The 17,115-nt window shown below is 32.8% G+C and carries 13 protein-coding genes and 1 pseudogene; 2 read left to right on the forward strand and 12 right to left on the reverse strand.

The window, feature by feature from the left end:
* Positions 1–94: pseudogene (locus tag CF599_RS20000) on the forward strand (transposase); the annotation flags it as partial.
* Positions 95–614: 520 nt separating this feature from the next.
* Positions 615–1,187: a Crp/Fnr family transcriptional regulator gene (locus CF599_RS18240; protein ID WP_121967373.1), complete on the forward strand. Its 573-nt coding sequence runs from the start codon at positions 615–617 to the stop codon at positions 1,185–1,187.
* 105 nt (positions 1,188–1,292) lie between these two features.
* Here CF599_RS18240 and CF599_RS18245 read toward each other — a convergent pair whose 3' ends face one another.
* The 12 genes from CF599_RS18245 to CF599_RS19590 all read right to left on the reverse strand — a co-directional run.
* Complete coding sequence (locus tag CF599_RS18245; protein ID WP_121967374.1) at positions 1,293–2,804, reverse strand: PH domain-containing protein; 1,512 nt, start codon at positions 2,802–2,804, stop codon at positions 1,293–1,295.
* The gene (locus tag CF599_RS18250) at positions 2,794–3,387 is read right to left on the reverse strand and encodes a PH domain-containing protein (RefSeq protein ID WP_121967375.1); all 594 of its coding nucleotides are present in this window, start codon (positions 3,385–3,387) and stop codon (positions 2,794–2,796) included. Before CF599_RS18250 ends, CF599_RS18245 begins: the two co-directional genes overlap by 11 nt.
* A 189-nt stretch (positions 3,388–3,576) precedes the next feature.
* Positions 3,577–4,299, reverse strand: coding sequence for a DUF4397 domain-containing protein (locus tag CF599_RS18255; RefSeq protein ID WP_121967376.1), 723 nt, complete (start codon positions 4,297–4,299; stop codon positions 3,577–3,579).
* A gap of 108 nt (positions 4,300–4,407) precedes the next feature.
* Positions 4,408–4,932 carry a hypothetical protein gene (locus CF599_RS18260; protein ID WP_121967377.1) on the reverse strand — a complete coding sequence of 175 codons (525 nt, stop codon included), beginning with the start codon at positions 4,930–4,932 and terminating at the stop codon, positions 4,408–4,410.
* Positions 4,933–5,352: 420 nt separating this feature from the next.
* Positions 5,353–5,790, reverse strand: a complete 438-nt coding sequence (locus CF599_RS18265; protein ID WP_121967378.1) for a carboxymuconolactone decarboxylase family protein — start codon at positions 5,788–5,790, stop codon at positions 5,353–5,355.
* Between the two features lie 61 nt (positions 5,791–5,851).
* Positions 5,852–6,427 carry a Crp/Fnr family transcriptional regulator gene (locus CF599_RS18270; protein ID WP_371514488.1) on the reverse strand — a complete coding sequence of 192 codons (576 nt, stop codon included), beginning with the start codon at positions 6,425–6,427 and terminating at the stop codon, positions 5,852–5,854.
* A 25-nt stretch (positions 6,428–6,452) separates the two neighbouring features.
* Complete coding sequence (locus tag CF599_RS18275) at positions 6,453–7,397, reverse strand: alpha/beta hydrolase (protein ID WP_121967379.1); 945 nt, start codon at positions 7,395–7,397, stop codon at positions 6,453–6,455.
* 67 nt (positions 7,398–7,464) lie between these two features.
* Complete coding sequence (locus CF599_RS18280; protein ID WP_121967380.1) at positions 7,465–8,034, reverse strand: Crp/Fnr family transcriptional regulator; 570 nt, start codon at positions 8,032–8,034, stop codon at positions 7,465–7,467.
* 7 nt (positions 8,035–8,041) lie between these two features.
* Positions 8,042–8,656 (reverse strand): alpha-ketoglutarate-dependent dioxygenase AlkB, encoded by a 615-nt coding sequence (locus tag CF599_RS18285; protein ID WP_121967381.1) that lies wholly within the window; start codon positions 8,654–8,656, stop codon positions 8,042–8,044.
* Positions 8,657–8,941: 285 nt separating this feature from the next.
* A complete protein-coding gene (locus CF599_RS18290) occupies positions 8,942–11,641 on the reverse strand; it encodes a hypothetical protein (RefSeq protein WP_121967382.1) in 2,700 nt (899 codons plus the stop codon).
* A gap of 51 nt (positions 11,642–11,692) precedes the next feature.
* Positions 11,693–14,203: a hypothetical protein gene (locus CF599_RS18295; protein WP_121967385.1), complete on the reverse strand. Its 2,511-nt coding sequence runs from the start codon at positions 14,201–14,203 to the stop codon at positions 11,693–11,695.
* 26 nt (positions 14,204–14,229) lie between these two features.
* A partial coding sequence (locus CF599_RS19590) for a hypothetical protein (protein WP_158221796.1) occupies positions 14,230–17,115 on the reverse strand: 2,886 nt, incomplete at its 5' end.

Here is a 17,115-nt window from a genome sequence, read left to right on the forward strand (position 1 = left end):
ATTTAATGCCAAAATTAAAGCATTCAGGGCTCAATTTAGAGGAGTAAGAGATATTGACTTCTTCTTATACAGATTGACTAAACTTTATGCATAAACACAACTTTTGAGATTGATCCGTTTAAATGTTCTCTGCAGATTTAAGGTATAAAAAAACAGGAGAGTAAGACTGATCTTACTCTCCCGTTATAATTTAAACACACTTAACACACGTATTTATTATCTAAAATATAATAACACTCTTCTTTAAGAAGTAATAAACTTGTCTTTTAGGTCTCTGATACTCCCTTACATAGATTATAAAACCGGTCAATACTATATCAGATTACATTTATTCACAGATCTAAATCTGAAACAAAAAGACAAAAAACGGGAGAGTACCACTTACCTTACTCTCCCGTTTTTGTTTAAAAAAACACTTATCACTTTGAAATATAATTGAAAAAAACTTATCAAATTTAATTAAAGAAGACACCAGCACAGTATTCTTCTTAATCTTAATATAAAACTCCTTAAATCATTTAGGTTTATAAGTTTTAATACTTAATTTTGATACTGCAAAAATCACTAATATTGCATAATCCACATAGGACATTTGTCCCTAAGGCTATAAAAAAATGTTAAGAATAAATATTGACTTCCTATCCTATATAGAATCATTAGCACAAACAGATGTGTTCAATGATAAAATCTTATTGCACCCTTATAAACCAAAAGAGATGCTACTTCATCAAGGCGATCCTGTTACTAAGGTTATCGTCATCAAGGAGGGTATCACTAAATGTTTTATCACTGAAGAAAATGGGAAAGAATACATCCCAGAGTTCTTAAGTACCGGTGAGATAATGGGCGAGATAGAATACATTGGTAAGAAAAACTGCCTATGTTCAGTAGAAGCAATCACTCCTGTAAATGCCTATATTATACCTCTTTCTGTATTTGAACATTTGCTAAAGACAGATATTACATTTAATAATACACTACTTGAAGTAGAAGCATTAAGAGTATATCACACAAGTGAAAGAGCATCGTTTCAACAGTTATATACTGTAGAATACGCACTAGAGAAACTACTTGAGCTACAAGAAAAAGAACAGGTACATATCTCTAAAGAAGATATGGCGTCCTACTTAGGGATTACTACTCGTACACTGAATAGAGCACTTAAAAAAGTACAGGAAGACGAATAAGTCTTTACTGATAACAAGATTAGGAACTATACAGTAGAAATTCGCTCTACTATATAGTTCCTAATTTTTATTTATATACTCTTCTCTTTTACTCTTAATGTTGCTTTACATCCACTGAAGATTAGTTGATTCTACTCGGTATAACCATTCATCTCTTAGACGAACTAATTCACTATACTGCGTAGTGCTAAAACTGACTATACCTCCTGCTGTATAGATACGCATACTACCTACATCTGCTGACTCTTGCCACCATAGTTGAGACAATACTATCTTTTGTATCTTATGAGGCTCTAAATAGGTGTAAGATACATCCCATACTCCCTTACGTACTACTATGAACGAATCATTCACATATAACCTACCTACTCTGTAAAGTCTGTACAAGACTAATGTCATCACTATCGTATAACTACAAGTGATAAGAAGAAACATATTTAGTGCGAACTCGGTTCTGAATATAAAAGTGAAGGTAAATACAGGTATTCCTATCAATAGAAAAAGTCTAAAGCCGAAGTATCTATAATTATACTTTAACACTGTGTGATAGTCCGCTTTCTGAGGTGCCATTAATAAGCTCAACAAGGCTTCTTTCTCCTCAAAAGAACATCCAGGTATCTGTAATCCCGATTTCTTATTCTCATTATCCTCTCCTGCTACTTGGCTAATTTTCAAGGCACAGATATCAAATAACTTCTGAAAATAGTTTTGCTCCACCTCTATTTTCTGTACTCGTTCAGGTCTAATAATCGTATTACGAGTAGAAATAAGTCCTTGGGATAACATTAATGTTCCTCTTGATAATACAGCCTTGAAGTCCCAAAACTTAAGAAATGTCCTTACTATATTGACAATCAAAACAGTTATTACAATTAGAAGAATCAACCAAAACAATACTAAAGCAGGTACTCCCCTCTCTACATATGCAGTCACTTCCTCTGTGTTAACATAGTTCTCTACAGAGAAGCTTTTTGCTAATGACTCATAAAGCATATTAAAGAACAGCATTATAGCTCCTAGTGTATACAGATAGTTAGATGTAACCCCTACTTTTAGTAAAGTAGAAAAACTAATTCTATTAGCCTCCTGTATTTGTTCATTCTCTAGTACAGGAATTCCATCATCCTGACTCACATTTATGTTAGAGAACTCCTTTTTATAATCTAATAAGATTTGCTTCAGAATATTAGCATCTTCTAATGCCATAGAAGGAATAGTTGCCTCTTTATCCTTGCTACCTGCTGAGTCTATCTCTACAGAATACACGTTAATTAATCTATTAATAAAATTCTGATTAAGGTTGACCTGCTGTATCTTATCTAGTTGAATAGTAACTTTTGATTTGTTTATGATCCCCTTCTGAATGACAAAAGAATTAGTCTGCTCATCGATATAGAACAAGAAATTTCTATAACTTAAATAAGCAATTGCCATAGCAATCACACAACCTAATAGTACCATTCCCCAAATACTAACAGATATATCCATCTTCTTGTTGACAAAAATAATCAACAACAAAGGTGCAAATCCTCTCACTAACTTCTGTGAAGTGTTTAAAAAATTGGCTACTATACCGATAGTCGCTTGGCGAGTAGGTGTATAAAAACTATTGTTCATCTACCACCTCTTTTATCTGTTCTACAAGTTGTTCCACTGATGGTATTACTGTCTCTTCTTTATGGGTAATTATCTTCTGTATGACGTATGCCTTAAGACGCTCACCTTCTTCTTTAGAGATACCTGAGATCTTTAAATCCCCTAATGCCCCTCCAGCAGTAAAGAACTCTACTGTACACAAATTAAAGACTCTCAATAAAGCACTTTCATATACACCTACGTGCTGTACACGATTAAATGGTATGACAGTCTGACTTCTACTGATTAAGCCTGTCTTATAGATGATATCCTGTTCTCTTAATGCATATCCCTTCTTACCAATTCCGATCCAAGTAACCACACTTATTAATATTGCTAAAACTACCCCAACAATACCTACTAATAGAAGTAAAGTACTATCAATAGGAAGTTCATTCGTAATAACCTGTAAAACATAAGGACTAAAAAATAAGGCGATAAGTATAACAGAGATAATCACTAATCGGATACCTACTACATAGTTATATTTCTCGTGTAAGTGCTGATAGTTAACACTATTGACTGTTGGCAGGTCACTAACTATTATTTGGTCGTTTGTAAACATATTAAGGTGTCATTTTAAATACTATTACTGTATTCCCATTCCTAATGTTAAGATTACTATGAGAGAATACAGTAGTAAAGATATTGTATTAAATAGTACTTCTGAAGCACTACACTATATTATGTATCAAAAAAAAATCCTTTAAAGCCCTAAGGCTTTAAAGGATTCAGTACTATTATTATTTTTTACTTATCTAACTGCTTGATTTACGACTCCGATATAGTATGGTTTCTCACTACTATCTTTAGATCCTATCAAGATGATTGAATAAAAGCGAGACGCATCAAGCTTCACATTCTCTTTAGACACTAATTCTTTACCATCTTTATCTTTAATCGTAATCTTATACGTATTAGAGTCTAATGCTCTAAACTCTTGGCTTCTCAGTACAGTTTCTTCACTATCTTGAGGACGCATTACGAATTCTTTGATTAAAGGTTTCTCGTTAAACTCCACTGTAGCAATCACTTCATCAGAACTAAGGTTAAAGAAACGTACTCCTGATTGTTTCGCCTCATTAAATGGGTTTACCTTAGCCATTTTATCTTCAGTGATAAAATTAACGGCCTTCTTCTCATTACCTCCAATAAATGAAGTATAGAACTGTTTATTCTCTATCTTCTTTGTTTTATTCGCTAGTACTTTGTTAGAATGTGCACCGTGCACTGTTAGAAGACGTGTACCTTCCCAAAGGTTAACATACCCTACCATCTGATAAGGCAATGGATAGTAAAGATTCTGTATAGGTCGTCCATCTGCTGCGAAGACCACTGCTCCCTCACTTTCATATGCATTAACCATGGTATATCCACCTACTAAATTAGACACGTCAGTATAATTATCATCTGAACTACAGCCTAATAAAAATAGGCTTAACATAAAAGCTGATAAATAACTTAAAACTTTTCTCATAATAAATCTTTTAAAATTGGTATTAATATTCTTTGTTTCATTAAACACAGCAATAATTATGCAATTCTAGTCAAGAACTAATATTAAAAAATTCTAATCTCCTTAAATCTATTCACTTAATTTCCTATTGGTATATAACAACAGGGATTCAACATAATCATTATCAAAGTCTATCTTATAGACTTTCGATATCTTAAACTCCTCTATCTCATCAAACCATTCTCCGTTAGCAGATAGCTCTTCAAATGCGAAATACTCATTATCATCGCTATCCATATACTTTCCTACATAGACACAGTCCTCTTCCTTAAACTCTAGCCCAAAAGCACCATACTTATTACCTATAGTTCTTAAAGTATCAAATATATTATCCCTTAGAACTATAGGGCTATTATAAAAATCTACGTGCTTTGCTTTTAGTACTTCTTCTATAAATGCAATATTCTCTCCACGTTCTATTGTAGATATTTTATCAACAGCTATTAGCTCATATCCATCGATAATGTAGTCTAATGAATTACACTTCGTCAATAACCATTTATCATTATAAGCAAGTACTATACCAAGTACTAATTCTTTCTTTCTGCCTTTTAAGCGAATACCTACTAATTTATTTAAATAATCTTTTATCATAGTAATATAGTATTAACCTTAAATCTTGGACGACTGTTTATTACCACTAAATTCTGTTTTACATCACTTAGTTCTGTTTAAACGTATTCCTTAGCTTTAAAGCATTAATAAATTAGGCATTACCTTTTTGCGATAATAGATATGAAATCTTCTACTACCTAACCTATTCTAATTAGGCTATTACTAAAATTAAAAATAATTCAACAATTATTCATAATTATTTAGAAAATTTTCACTCTTCAAAAAAACACAAACAATAACCTATTAATCAACCACATACCTCAATATTTTCATGTATTATCTAGGGGCTTCAAAAAAACTCAGCAATATATAACCCGTACAATCGCCTTAATACCGTAGTTTAAGGTTAAACTGCTTACTAAATAACAAAAGCAGAATATCTCTATTCTGCTTTTGTTATTATTTTGCTTTAAGATGAGTTGCCACTCCTATTCGGTTCCAAGCATTGATAATGACCATCGCCATAATTAGTTGAGCGAGATACTTCTCATCAAACAACTCTTGTGCCTTAGTATATAACTCATCACTAATTCCACCTTGATGAATTAAAGTTACAGCTTCTGTCATCTCTAAGATTACTCGTTCTTCCACAGTATAGAGTTCTGTTTCACGCCAAGCTGCTAATGCCAGTAGTCTTCTAGCTGACTCGCCATATTTTAATGCATCTTGACAGTGCATATCTAGACAGTATCCACATCCGTTTAATTGTGATGCTCTGATCTTAATAAATTCTTTGTGAATTGGGGTTAATAAAGACTCATTTAAGTACTTTTCTAACATTAACATCCCTTCATAAGCCTTAGGCTCAACACTATTGATTGTTTTTCTATTTGTCATAATTTGATTATTTTCTTATGACAAAATTACAGCTTGCTTATTCCAATAAACTTAAACCGGTTTAAGAAAACCTCTTCTTCTTTATTTCACTTAAATACTCAGGGCTAAAACCTAAATAAGATGCCATTAAATACTGTGGTATACGCTGTACAAAATTAGGAAATGATTCCTCAAAGTGAAAGTATAACTCTTCTCTACTAAACTCATATAAATACTTGAGTCTATACTGCGCTGCTGCATACGCTCGCTGAAACACGCATCTAAAATACTTCTCCATTATAGGATGTTCCTCTACCAATAAAGCAAACTGTTTTGCTGTTATCACTAAGACTTCTGTAGCCTCAACTGCCTGAATAGAAAAGCCACTAGTACTCTGCTGCTCAAATGCTTTATTATCCGTAATCCACCAATTCTCTATAGCGAAGTCTGTTGTTTGTTCTCCTCCATTAGTCTTTATATAATAACTCCTAAGGCATCCTTTTAAAACAAAGAACATCTTATCACATAACATACCTGACTCCTGAATACACTCCTTTTTCTTGATGTGAAGAACATCAAAGTAAGAAATTATAGTATCCATCTCTTCTTGTACTCCGATAAACTTCTCTATGTGCTTTTTTAAAATATCTATATTCATTATTAGAATGGGTATACGTAGTTAATTACATCAGATGTAACTTCTTAAAATAGGCTATCTTCTCTCTAGTAAAATTAGTTGTTAATTCACAATCAAAAAAATCAAATGTATGTACAGCTCCTTTTATTTCCCAAATGTCAACTTCTCCACCACGAGCTAGAACTAAATCGGCGTACTGCTTCGCTTCATCTATTAATGGATCGCACTCTGCTAAGATAAGCGTGATCTTAGGTAGTAACCAAAAGTCAATCATTTGATTCGGTACGGCATACTCAGTCCATTTATCACTTGTTCTAGACAAATAGTGTTTCCACATATAACGAGCACTTTTATACGTTTGCATTGGGGCATTCGCGTAAGTCTTCATTGACAGGGTATTTAATTTATCTGACGTCGGAGGATACATTACAAATGCTCCACGAATAGGAATGTGATAAAGATCTCTATTCAGATGAAGTAAAGACAGCGCTATAGCTCCACCTGCACTACTTCCCATAAGCGTAATATTATCACTATTCCCTCCTATTGATTGGGCTTCTTTAGATCCCCATTGTAAGGCTAATACAGCATCCTCTAAAGCTGCAGGATAAGGATGTTCTGGTGCTAATCTATAATCTACTGATACTGCGATAACATTAGCCTCCTCTACTAAGGGATACATCTGAAAATCATACTGATCAGGAGAGCCGAAGATAAAAGCACCACCGTGAAAGAATAGTACTACAGGTAGATTATCTGCTACTTTAGGTTTGTAAATTCTTAGAGATAAAGACTCCGACTTACCTACACGCTCAATCTCCTTATTAAAAACTTCGATTGTATCAGGTACTTCTAGTACACCTTCCTCTTTCATTAAGTTATTTTCTTCTATGCGTATCTGTTGAGGATTAGTCTCTAGAAGTGATTCATAAGGTATTTTAGTCCATGCGCTAGCTTGTAATACCTTTAATAGTTGCTTATCTATGTTCATATCAACAATCGGTTTAATTAAAAGTACAAAGATCTGTACTTCTCTTTACAACTAAGAGGACATAGGTCTATAAAACAACTTCTTTTCGTATCCTACTTAAATGTCGCGTACTAATGTTTAAAAAGGAAGCGAGGTAAATACCTTGTATTTGTTGAATATAATGAGGGTATCTATTAAGTAGTTTGATATATCTAGTCTTCGCATCCAACCTTTGAATATCCAATAGCTTCTCTTCAAGTTCCATAAACTGTTCTTCTAATAGTTGTTTAAAGAACATTGTCCACTGTATATTATTGTCACATAGTCTATCTACTTCTGCCTTAGGCAATGTATAGATAGATGTCGTACCTATAGACTGAATATTTTCTTTAGTTGGTTGACCTGAGATAAAAGAAGTCATCGCTGTCATCATACTCTCATCAAACGTAATACAGTACGTACGCTCCTCCCCTTCTTCTGTTAGAAAATAAGAACGCAATACTCCCCGCTTTATCCATACAATCTGATTAGCAACAGTACCTTCACTAATCAACATTTCTTTATTCTCTAAGATCTTTTTTGTGATAAGTGGTTCTAAAGTATGCCATAACTTTAACTGCTTGACATTAGATAATGCGCTAAAAGACTTCGTTCTCATTTATTATTTATTCTTTGATTTCAATGGTTCTAAATGTAAGATTAATACGCGGAGTATGCACTACTTTAGTTGGAGGAAGTCTGTGCAGCCAATTCTCTTGTGTTGTTCCCTTCATCACGAGTAGACTACCGTGATCCAAGATTACGTCTATCTTCACTCCGTTCTCCTTATGTTTAAAAGCAAACTTGCGCACGGCTCCAAAGCTCACAGAAGCAATCGCTCCATGCTTCTTTAAATCTTTCTCTCCATCACTGTGCCAAGCCATTCCCTCTTCACCTGAGTGATATAAGTTAAGTAAGCAAGAATTATAAGTCTCTCCTGTTTTCTCTTCAATTAACTTCTTTAATATGATTAAATCTTCTGTCCAAGCTAGCGCAGTCTTGGTAATATTTGAATAGGTATAACTAAATGGAATATCCCCATACCAAGCTACTTTACGCTTCGTTGTTACTTTTTTGCCAAATATAACAGCTTGATCATTTTGCCATTCTATATCAGACAATAGTTGCCTATAGTAATAATCGCTATCTTCTCTATTCAAAACAATACCATAATACTCTACTTCTCCATCATAAGGAAGAATAGTAGTAAATGCCTGACTATAATCACTAAACAAATCCATAATACTGTATTTTACAATACAAGTTTAGTTATTATCTCACTCAGAATAAAGTATTTAATGCGATAAATTAAAGCAATATTTATACAATGAAATAATCTAACTCGACTATGCTTTTGTTGGGTATTTTATGCAGAATCCTTGAAGTTTAGTAGCCTAACAGGGCTATTTCAGCACGCATATCTCTACTATACCTCTAGAAATGCACAAGTATATTAGATATAAAAAAAAAGCCTATGGTCTATACCATAGGCTTTTTATATATTTAAATTAATCTTTTACTCGCAGTTATTGATCTTTGTTTTCTTGAACATAATCAATCGCCCAATGCACTAAGTTTAATAAAAACCAAGAGTTATAAACATCACCACCAGTAAATTTTGTTGTTACTGGTTTTCCTAAATAAGATCCTGTAGGATAATTATTATTTCCTCCCGATGTTCCTCTATTATATCCTCCCATAAAGTTAGAACTATTTACTCCTACAAAACCTAAATCTCTATGAACAAAAGCAAAAACATTATTATTACCTGAACTCACTCCATTACCCTGAGCAATTATTTCATATTGATAAGGTAAGCTATTTATGAAAAATTCACTTCCTGTTGTTTGCCCTCCAAGTAACTTACCACTAAGTGGTAAACTGCCATAAGCTTGTCCGAAATATTTATTACTCTCTCCTAAAACCAACCTATTCTTTGTACTTAAACTTGAAACAATTCTATTAGCTTGATTATGCTGTGTTCCAGAAATACTACTAGAAGATCCCGACCCTGTACCTAAACTATTCATAAAATCAGTCATATGATTAGCTATTCCCTCTCCATATACTAGTGCTCCTTTTTTATTCACAACAAAGTCTCTTAACGTACTCATTTGGGCTGGTTGTTTTACAATATTACCTCCTGCACTTCTAGCACCAATAAACACCATATCTGCTTGAGAAATATTAGTACTAAATGTTCCAGCCATCCCACTATTGCTCATATGGGTATCTGTATTCTGAGTATCATTATCATTTCTCAGTAACAAAATTTTAAGATCAGCAATCCTTACTACACCATTCCAACCAAAATTATCCTTATTTCTCACTAAGTAAGGGCCTCCACCCCATCCTCCAGTAAGACCTCCAGGGTGCCAACCTTCATTACCAATAGAATACATTGTCATTTGACGATAAACAAAATCAACATTTACGTTCAACCCTGTGTTTAATCCAAAATTAGAAAGATTATACTTTTGTGTTGGCATATCTGATCCAGATTTTCCATTTGGATATAATACGATTGTTTGTGTACCAACATTAGAGATAGACCCTTTCGCAGTAAAAGTAATTCCGTTAATCTCCTGTGTAGCAAAATCATACTCACCCATCTCTAAAACATTTGTAGTTAATAATAATCTGAAATTATTTCTATTTCCTTTATTATCAATATCTGTACGCGGTGTAAAGAAAGAAACACTTGAATATTTTAGGTTACCTTCAAATCTTAAATTGGTATTTCTAGAAAAATCAAACTTAGCTTCTCCTTTTACATTAACTGGATAAGTACATAGAGATTTTTCAACTATATTATAGTTTGGATATGTATCTCCATACTCAGCTGGTCCTTGACTTTCTAATTGAATATCTAAATTAGTCACCCCACTTTTTAATGGAATTCCAGATTTATAATTCAATTTTAAATATCTAATCTGGCCTGTAGTACCTGTATCAAAACTAAAATCTTCTATATCTGAAGCAAAAACTATTGTAGTTCCTTGATTAGAAGTTCTTGCTACAACTTTTGCCTTTCCTGGTGCTAATACACGAATAGGTACCAATAAATTATGATTAACTGTAAATGGTTTATTTACTTCCCAATCACCTTTAACTTGAAAAGGATAAATATTATTATTACAAATAAATTCTAACTTAACATTCTCTACTGTGACATCTTTATTAACTACAACTTCACGTTCTCCTTGGCTATAATCAACATAAGAATTAGATCTAAACTGCATTGGTGTCACCATAGGAACATAAGCAGTACCTTTGGCTACTAACTTAATTGTAGTTGTTCTATTTTTTACATCAGTAGGTGTTAGTACATATGATCCACTAAATAGCATACCATTGTCAGATACGCTACTGATTTCTATTCTTCCTGGCATAGTAATATTGGTAACTACAGCCTCTAGAATATCATTACGTCCTTCTATACTTACACCTTTATATACCTTGTTGGCAAGGTTTTGATTAATAGTAAAATCGTATTTTAAAGCCTTACTCTCTACAAAATTATATGCGATACAACTAGATTCTTTTCCATTTAAAACAAATCTAATATTATCTCCTTTTTCTATCTGTTCTCCAGATGTATTGCGCAGATACCCTTTAATAGGTGTACCGCTACCACGTAAGGTTACATTATAGATACCAGCTGCAGGGAAACTTCCATTTGTTGTAAAAGAATAACCATTCTTAGTATTTCCATTATAAGCTTCTGCTTCTATCTGATATGTACCTGGCACAGATACACTTACTTGCAAATTAATAATATTTGCTCTTGGATTTAAAAAAACCCCTTCTGCATAATTTCCAGAAATAGTAATATTGTTACAATTAGCATTAGAAATTTCAAGTTCAGCAGGAGCCTTTTCATCTCCACATAAACTTAGCCACAACTGGTGACTTGCACTATAAAACTCAATACAATCAATAGTTGTATTATAAACCATTAAACCTGGTTTTATATCAGCAATAGATATTGCTGATCTTTCTTCAGTTGACATACGAGGCAATAAAAAACCTCTTTCAACAGAACTTAAATCTAGAATACTAAACGTTAAAGGATTGTGAACCGTACTTAGTACTGTACCATCCGATACTTGAGTCCCTTTAGTAGTATTGGTACTTTGAGCTTGTACTACCACTGAAAACAGTAGAAAGAATGCAAACTTCAAAAAATACTTAAGACTCTTTTTATATGAATCATTTATAATCATAAACTTTATTTTATAAAACCAGATTAGAATATCTCCTAATCTGGTTTTTAATTATCTTATTGGTTTATGTTGTTTAACATAATCTATTGCCCAAGCCATAAGGTTAGCATATAGTACACTATTATAAACTTCTGTTCCTTGCCAATATGGTTTAGCAATAGGAGTACCATCGGCTAAATATCTTGAAGGCCACACATTAGTACTTGTATTATTAGTTGTTCCAACTGGCCAACCTCCATCTCCAAAATAAGCAAACCCTAAAGTTTTATGCTTCAATCCCCAAACTTCACTAGAACTACCTTCTTTTGAAATTAAAGGTGTTAATTGGTTATTGCTATTTACACCTTCATAATACCAACCATTACTTGCATCATTCCCGATAAGTTTACCACTTAAATTCCCGAAAGGTCCTTTGATAATTGATTCATTATTTGCAGAACTCAAAACAGGATTCACCATAGTATATCTACCATTTGCAGCCCCCACACTTTGACCTGTTAACATTTCAATGAATTGTTTTGTTGATGTATGGGCTGTATTCTCATCACTAATAATTAAAACACCCTTATCTTTTTCAACAAAATCCTTAAATACATTTAATGTTGCATTATTTGCGTTATACCCAATTACATTATGTATAATATCTACTTTATTACTATTTAGGTAAGTACGTAGAGATTCTCCTTGAAGACCTGTGTTTAAAATTCTAATATTGCTAACTTTAACTATACCATTTGATCCAAAATTCTTAGTACTCTTTAGTATAGCACTTCCAGCATAAGCATTCCCTGAAGGACTCGCTCCATAATTTACATTACCTAGGGTTAAGATAACTATTTCACGTTCTCTAACACTTACAGTTGCAGAACAAACATTACTTCCAACAGAACTATCTGTTGTAATTGTATAATTAATGAATCCACCTGTGTGATACTTTCCTTGAGCAAATAACTTAATAGTCTGTTGTCCGTTACCACTAAAAGTTCCATTGGCTACAAATTTGACTCCATTTACTTCATTGGTTGATATATTATATACACCTGGATAATCAACATTTACAGTCATTTCAATATAATTATCTCCTGTTAAATCTATTTCAGTATGATAATTACCATTAACTCTAACAGAATTACAAAGAACACTATAACGAATCTTCTGTACATCTACTTCAATCTTCGGGAAACCAGTAGCACACCAATTTACAGTATTTGGAGAAATTCCATTAAACTCTATTGATGTAACACCTTTATCTATTGTGATATCTCCTTCGGGATAAAGAGTAATATATTGTATATTATCTCGACTCGCGTTAAATGTTAAAGTGACATTTTTAGCCACATATCTTATGTCTCTAGAAAAATTATCTCCTATTAACTTCCCTTTTAATGCTATCTCAGATACAACACCTGGTGCGTTCACCTTAATAGGTAATAATATTGCGTTATTATTAGTTAACTTAGTATCTTCTTTATATTCACCTCTAAATTCCACAGGGTACGAAGGATCATTACAAACCATTTCAAAACTAACTGGCAATACATAAACGCTTAATTTAATAGTAGGGTTATCACCCTTAGTTGAATTGGTTCTAAATGTAAATACATTAGGTTTGCCTACCTCTGTCTCTTTAATTGGGACTCCTTGTCCTACTAATTCTATTTCTTGATCTCCAGTGGTAATAAATTGTCCTGAACCACTAAAAGACATACCGTTTATAGAAGATGGACTACTTGACATTTGCCAATATCCAGTATTAACTACATTTACTTTTACTTTTACAGTATTTCTAGATGCTGTTAATGGAACACCTATATATGCCTTCCAACTTGCTTCTATATTCTGATCAAGAATTGAGAATTCTATAGCAGAAGACAACACCTTTATTCTAAAATTATTACATAATCCAGATTTCACACCATTAATAGTAAAAGATACTAAATCTCCTATATCCTCATTACTACTTAAGGGTGTACCTAGCCCTTCTAGTGCTAAAGTATAAATACCCGCAGAATTAAAAGTACCCGACCTTGAGAATGAGTAACCATTATCAGTATTTGCACTAATATTATACGTTCCAGACTCTCTTACCTGTACTGTAATGTATAGAATATCTGTATCTCTCAAATACTCACCTTGCTTAAGGGTATTACTTCCATGTAAAGAACTTAAGTAAATATTCTCACAGTTAGTAACATTGACAATAGCTGGTGGTAATGTACCACATAAACTCAACCATCTACTACTTACTTTACTCCAATAATTAATACAATCTGTATCAATATTATAAATAGACAGCCCATTGCCTCTTTCTTTATCAGCTATACTAATAGCATCACGTTGAGCATTTGTCAACCTTGGTAACAAGAATCCTTTATTAGAACTTTCCAATTCTAAAATTGATGTACTAGATGCTGTAACTTCACTGTTAGCTACCGTTCCATCTTTTATCTTAGTCATATTCATATTTCCTTGTCCTAAGGATGTAGCTATGTTGAAAAACATAGCTACAATCAATAGAACAATTGAATGAATTGATACTTTATTTAAACCTTTATTATTCATCAACATAATATTTGATTAATATTTTATTACTTCAATAATGCCTCTAAAGCCTCTAATCGCTTAGTTAAATCATTAACATCTTTTCTTAAATCAAGAATCTCGCCATCTTTTGCATTTAACTCTTTTTGTTGTTCAATTACGTGTAAGAATAATTCTTCTGTTTTTTCTAACAACTGAATTGACAATTCTGAAACATTAAAAGAATAGCCTGTTTCTGTTTTTTCAAGTTCACTAATTGGCGTAATACCAGGTAAGTGTCTATTTGACTTAATATAGCTATCAACAGAACTTAAGTTATTAAACTTATAATCATATTTCAATGAAGAATACCCATCAAAGTAACTTTCAAATACATAATCAGCATAGTAACTATTTGTTGCAGTAATACTTCCATTTACACGTAATCTCTCATTAGGAGCACCTGATTTCTCTTTATAACCAATTCCAACCCATCCCATTGTATAGATATCTTGGTTATTCTTAGTTGCTTGTACATCATTTCCAGTATACCAAGGTTCTTGTACAATTCCATCATAAGAAATATAGCTTTCCTTCTCTTCCTCATTTTTATAGACTAACGCTCTTTTTGTATCATCTGCTTTTAAACTAGTAATTGTCTCTGATGATTGGAATAATTGATCAATAAATATTGGTGTTGAATTTTTCTTCTCATCTTCATAAACTAAAGCAGGTCTAGCCACTATACCATTAGCTGCATCTTCACCATACTTATCATCAAAAGATAAAGAAGTTAATGTCTCAATAGTATTGTTTCCATCTTCAGATCCTCCACCAAACAAATCGCTTCCTTTGATCTCTTTTTGCTCATCTTTCTCATTTGTATAAACATATTTAGTAGCCATATAATCCTTACCTAAATAAGAATATCCTTTAGCTAATAGCTCTTCATCTGTGAATTTAACTTCGCTCTCGATTTGCTTATTAGCATTAGTGTCTAGATAAACATAAACAGGATACTTGACAGATTCTAAAGTTGTTACTGTTTGTTTATTTCTAATTTCGTCAGATAAATTAACTTCCAAACCACCTTTACTTTTGATAATTATATCCTCACCTACTTTTACAACAGATACATCTCCTGCAGCATTAGAAATAAAAGTGTTTAAAGTATTCTTGACATTATCGAACTTAACTAATTTATCAAACTCATCAATGATAGTTTCTGAAACTTTAATGACAACATCATCTCTTTCCTCTCTCTCATCTATAAAGTAATATTCTTTAAGCTCTATATCTTCTGTACCAACAACATGTTTACTATAACCTTTCTCAAGCTCAGTCAATGTCTCAGCAAAAACAACCTCTGCATTATTAGTACCGTCTTTAAATACAAATCCAGCCTTAACATTACCTTTATTACCGTTATCTCTAGTAACTAAGTTTGCTATAATTGAATTCTCTTTAATTAGTTCTTTAAGACTCTTTTCTACTGGCTTATTATCTTTGTCCTTCCAATTAAAGATAAAGTCACCGTCTTTCTCCACCACCGTTACTGTACCAGGTCCTGCTTCTTTCTCTATCTGATTGATAATCTCTTTGATAATTGAGTTATCCTCAAATATCGTTTTGCTATTATCTATAACTGACTGAATTACATCAATCTCTGTAACTACATTCTTCTCATTCGTATAAGTATACTTTCCTGTTAACTTACCATCGCCATCTTTCTGAGCAACTAAAGTAGTTTCTGTCTCTGCAAACTTCACTAAATCATTAATATTGATCTCTTCCGTTTTATAAACATCGCCTTCTTTTACTGTAACATAGAACTTACCGCCCTCATAAGTTACATTCCCTTCAATGTTCTCTGTTACATATTTATTTAAGATATCTTGTACTTCTTTCTTGTTGATAATCTCTTCAAAATTATTCTGTACATCACTAACTACTGAAATACGCATTGGTGCATATCCTGCTGTAGCGCGATCCTCGTTAAAGTAATCGTAGTTTCCTGTTCGCTTTCCTGCTACTTCTTCTGCTACAATTGTGGTAATCGTTTGATCTACACTTACCGAGCTTACAAAGTTTTTCAAGAATTCTTGGAACACATTACTATTTTGTAATAAGACTGTTAAATCTACATTCTGAATAGCATTGTCTTCATCTTTATATACCAACAAAGCTTTATCTCCATCATTTGACCCTGTCAATGAGGTTAAGGTTTCAAACTTAGATACTAGTTCTTTAATAGTTGTACTGTGTTCTTTTCCTGTTGCATCCTTCCAATTAAAGATAAAGTCGCCGTCTTTCTCTACTACTGTTACTGTACCAGGTCCTGCTTCTTTTTCTATCTGATTGATAATCTCTTTGATGATTGAGTTATCCTCAAATATCGTTTTGCTATTATCTATAACTGATTGTACAACATCAATCTCTGTAACTACATTCTTCTCATTCGTATAAGTATACTTTCCTGTTAACTTACCATCGCCGTCTTTCTGAGCAACTAAAGTAGTTTCTGTCTCTGCAAACTTCACTAGATCATTAATGTTGATCTCTTCTGTCTTATAAACATCTCCTTCTTTTACTGTCACATAGAACTTACCGCCTTCATAAGTAACGTTTCCTTCTATATTCTCAGTTACATATTTATTTAAGATCTCTTGTACCTCTTTCTTGTTGATAATCTCTTCAAAGTTGTTCTGTACATCGCTAACTACTGAAATACGCATTGGTGCATATCCAGCTGCAGCACGATCCTCGTTAAAGTAATCGTAGTTTCCTGTGCGTTTTCCTGCTACTTCTTCTGCTACAATTGTTGTAATCGTTTGGTCTACACTTACTGAGCTAACAAAGTTTTTCAAGAATTCTTGGAACACATTACTATTCTGTAATAAGACTGTTAAGTCTACATTCTGAATAGCATTATCTTCATCTTTATATACCAATAA

It is taken from the genome of Myroides sp. N17-2 (assembly GCF_002286775.1).
Taxonomy (GTDB): Bacteria; Bacteroidota; Bacteroidia; order Flavobacteriales; family Flavobacteriaceae; genus Flavobacterium.

Coding starts and splice junctions, on each gene's coding strand:
- CF599_RS18250 (WP_121967375.1), bottom strand. CDS start 3,387: ATGTTTACAAACGACCAAATAATAGTTAGTGACCTGCCAACAGTCAAT.
- CF599_RS18285 (WP_121967381.1), bottom strand. CDS start 8,656: ATGGATTTGTTTAGTGATTATAGTCAGGCATTTACTACTATTCTTCCT.
- CF599_RS18290 (WP_121967382.1), bottom strand. CDS start 11,641: ATGATTATAAATGATTCATATAAAAAGAGTCTTAAGTATTTTTTGAAG.
- CF599_RS18270 (WP_371514488.1), bottom strand. CDS start 6,427: ATGAATATAGATATTTTAAAAAAGCACATAGAGAAGTTTATCGGAGTA.
- CF599_RS18295 (WP_121967385.1), bottom strand. CDS start 14,203: ATGAATAATAAAGGTTTAAATAAAGTATCAATTCATTCAATTGTTCTA.
- CF599_RS18240 (WP_121967373.1), top strand. CDS start 615: ATGTTAAGAATAAATATTGACTTCCTATCCTATATAGAATCATTAGCA.
- CF599_RS18255 (WP_121967376.1), bottom strand. CDS start 4,299: ATGAGAAAAGTTTTAAGTTATTTATCAGCTTTTATGTTAAGCCTATTT.
- CF599_RS18260 (WP_121967377.1), bottom strand. CDS start 4,932: ATGATAAAAGATTATTTAAATAAATTAGTAGGTATTCGCTTAAAAGGC.
- CF599_RS18275 (WP_121967379.1), bottom strand. CDS start 7,397: ATGAACATAGATAAGCAACTATTAAAGGTATTACAAGCTAGCGCATGG.
- CF599_RS18245 (WP_121967374.1), bottom strand. CDS start 2,804: ATGAACAATAGTTTTTATACACCTACTCGCCAAGCGACTATCGGTATA.
- CF599_RS18265 (WP_121967378.1), bottom strand. CDS start 5,790: ATGACAAATAGAAAAACAATCAATAGTGTTGAGCCTAAGGCTTATGAA.
- CF599_RS18280 (WP_121967380.1), bottom strand. CDS start 8,034: ATGAGAACGAAGTCTTTTAGCGCATTATCTAATGTCAAGCAGTTAAAG.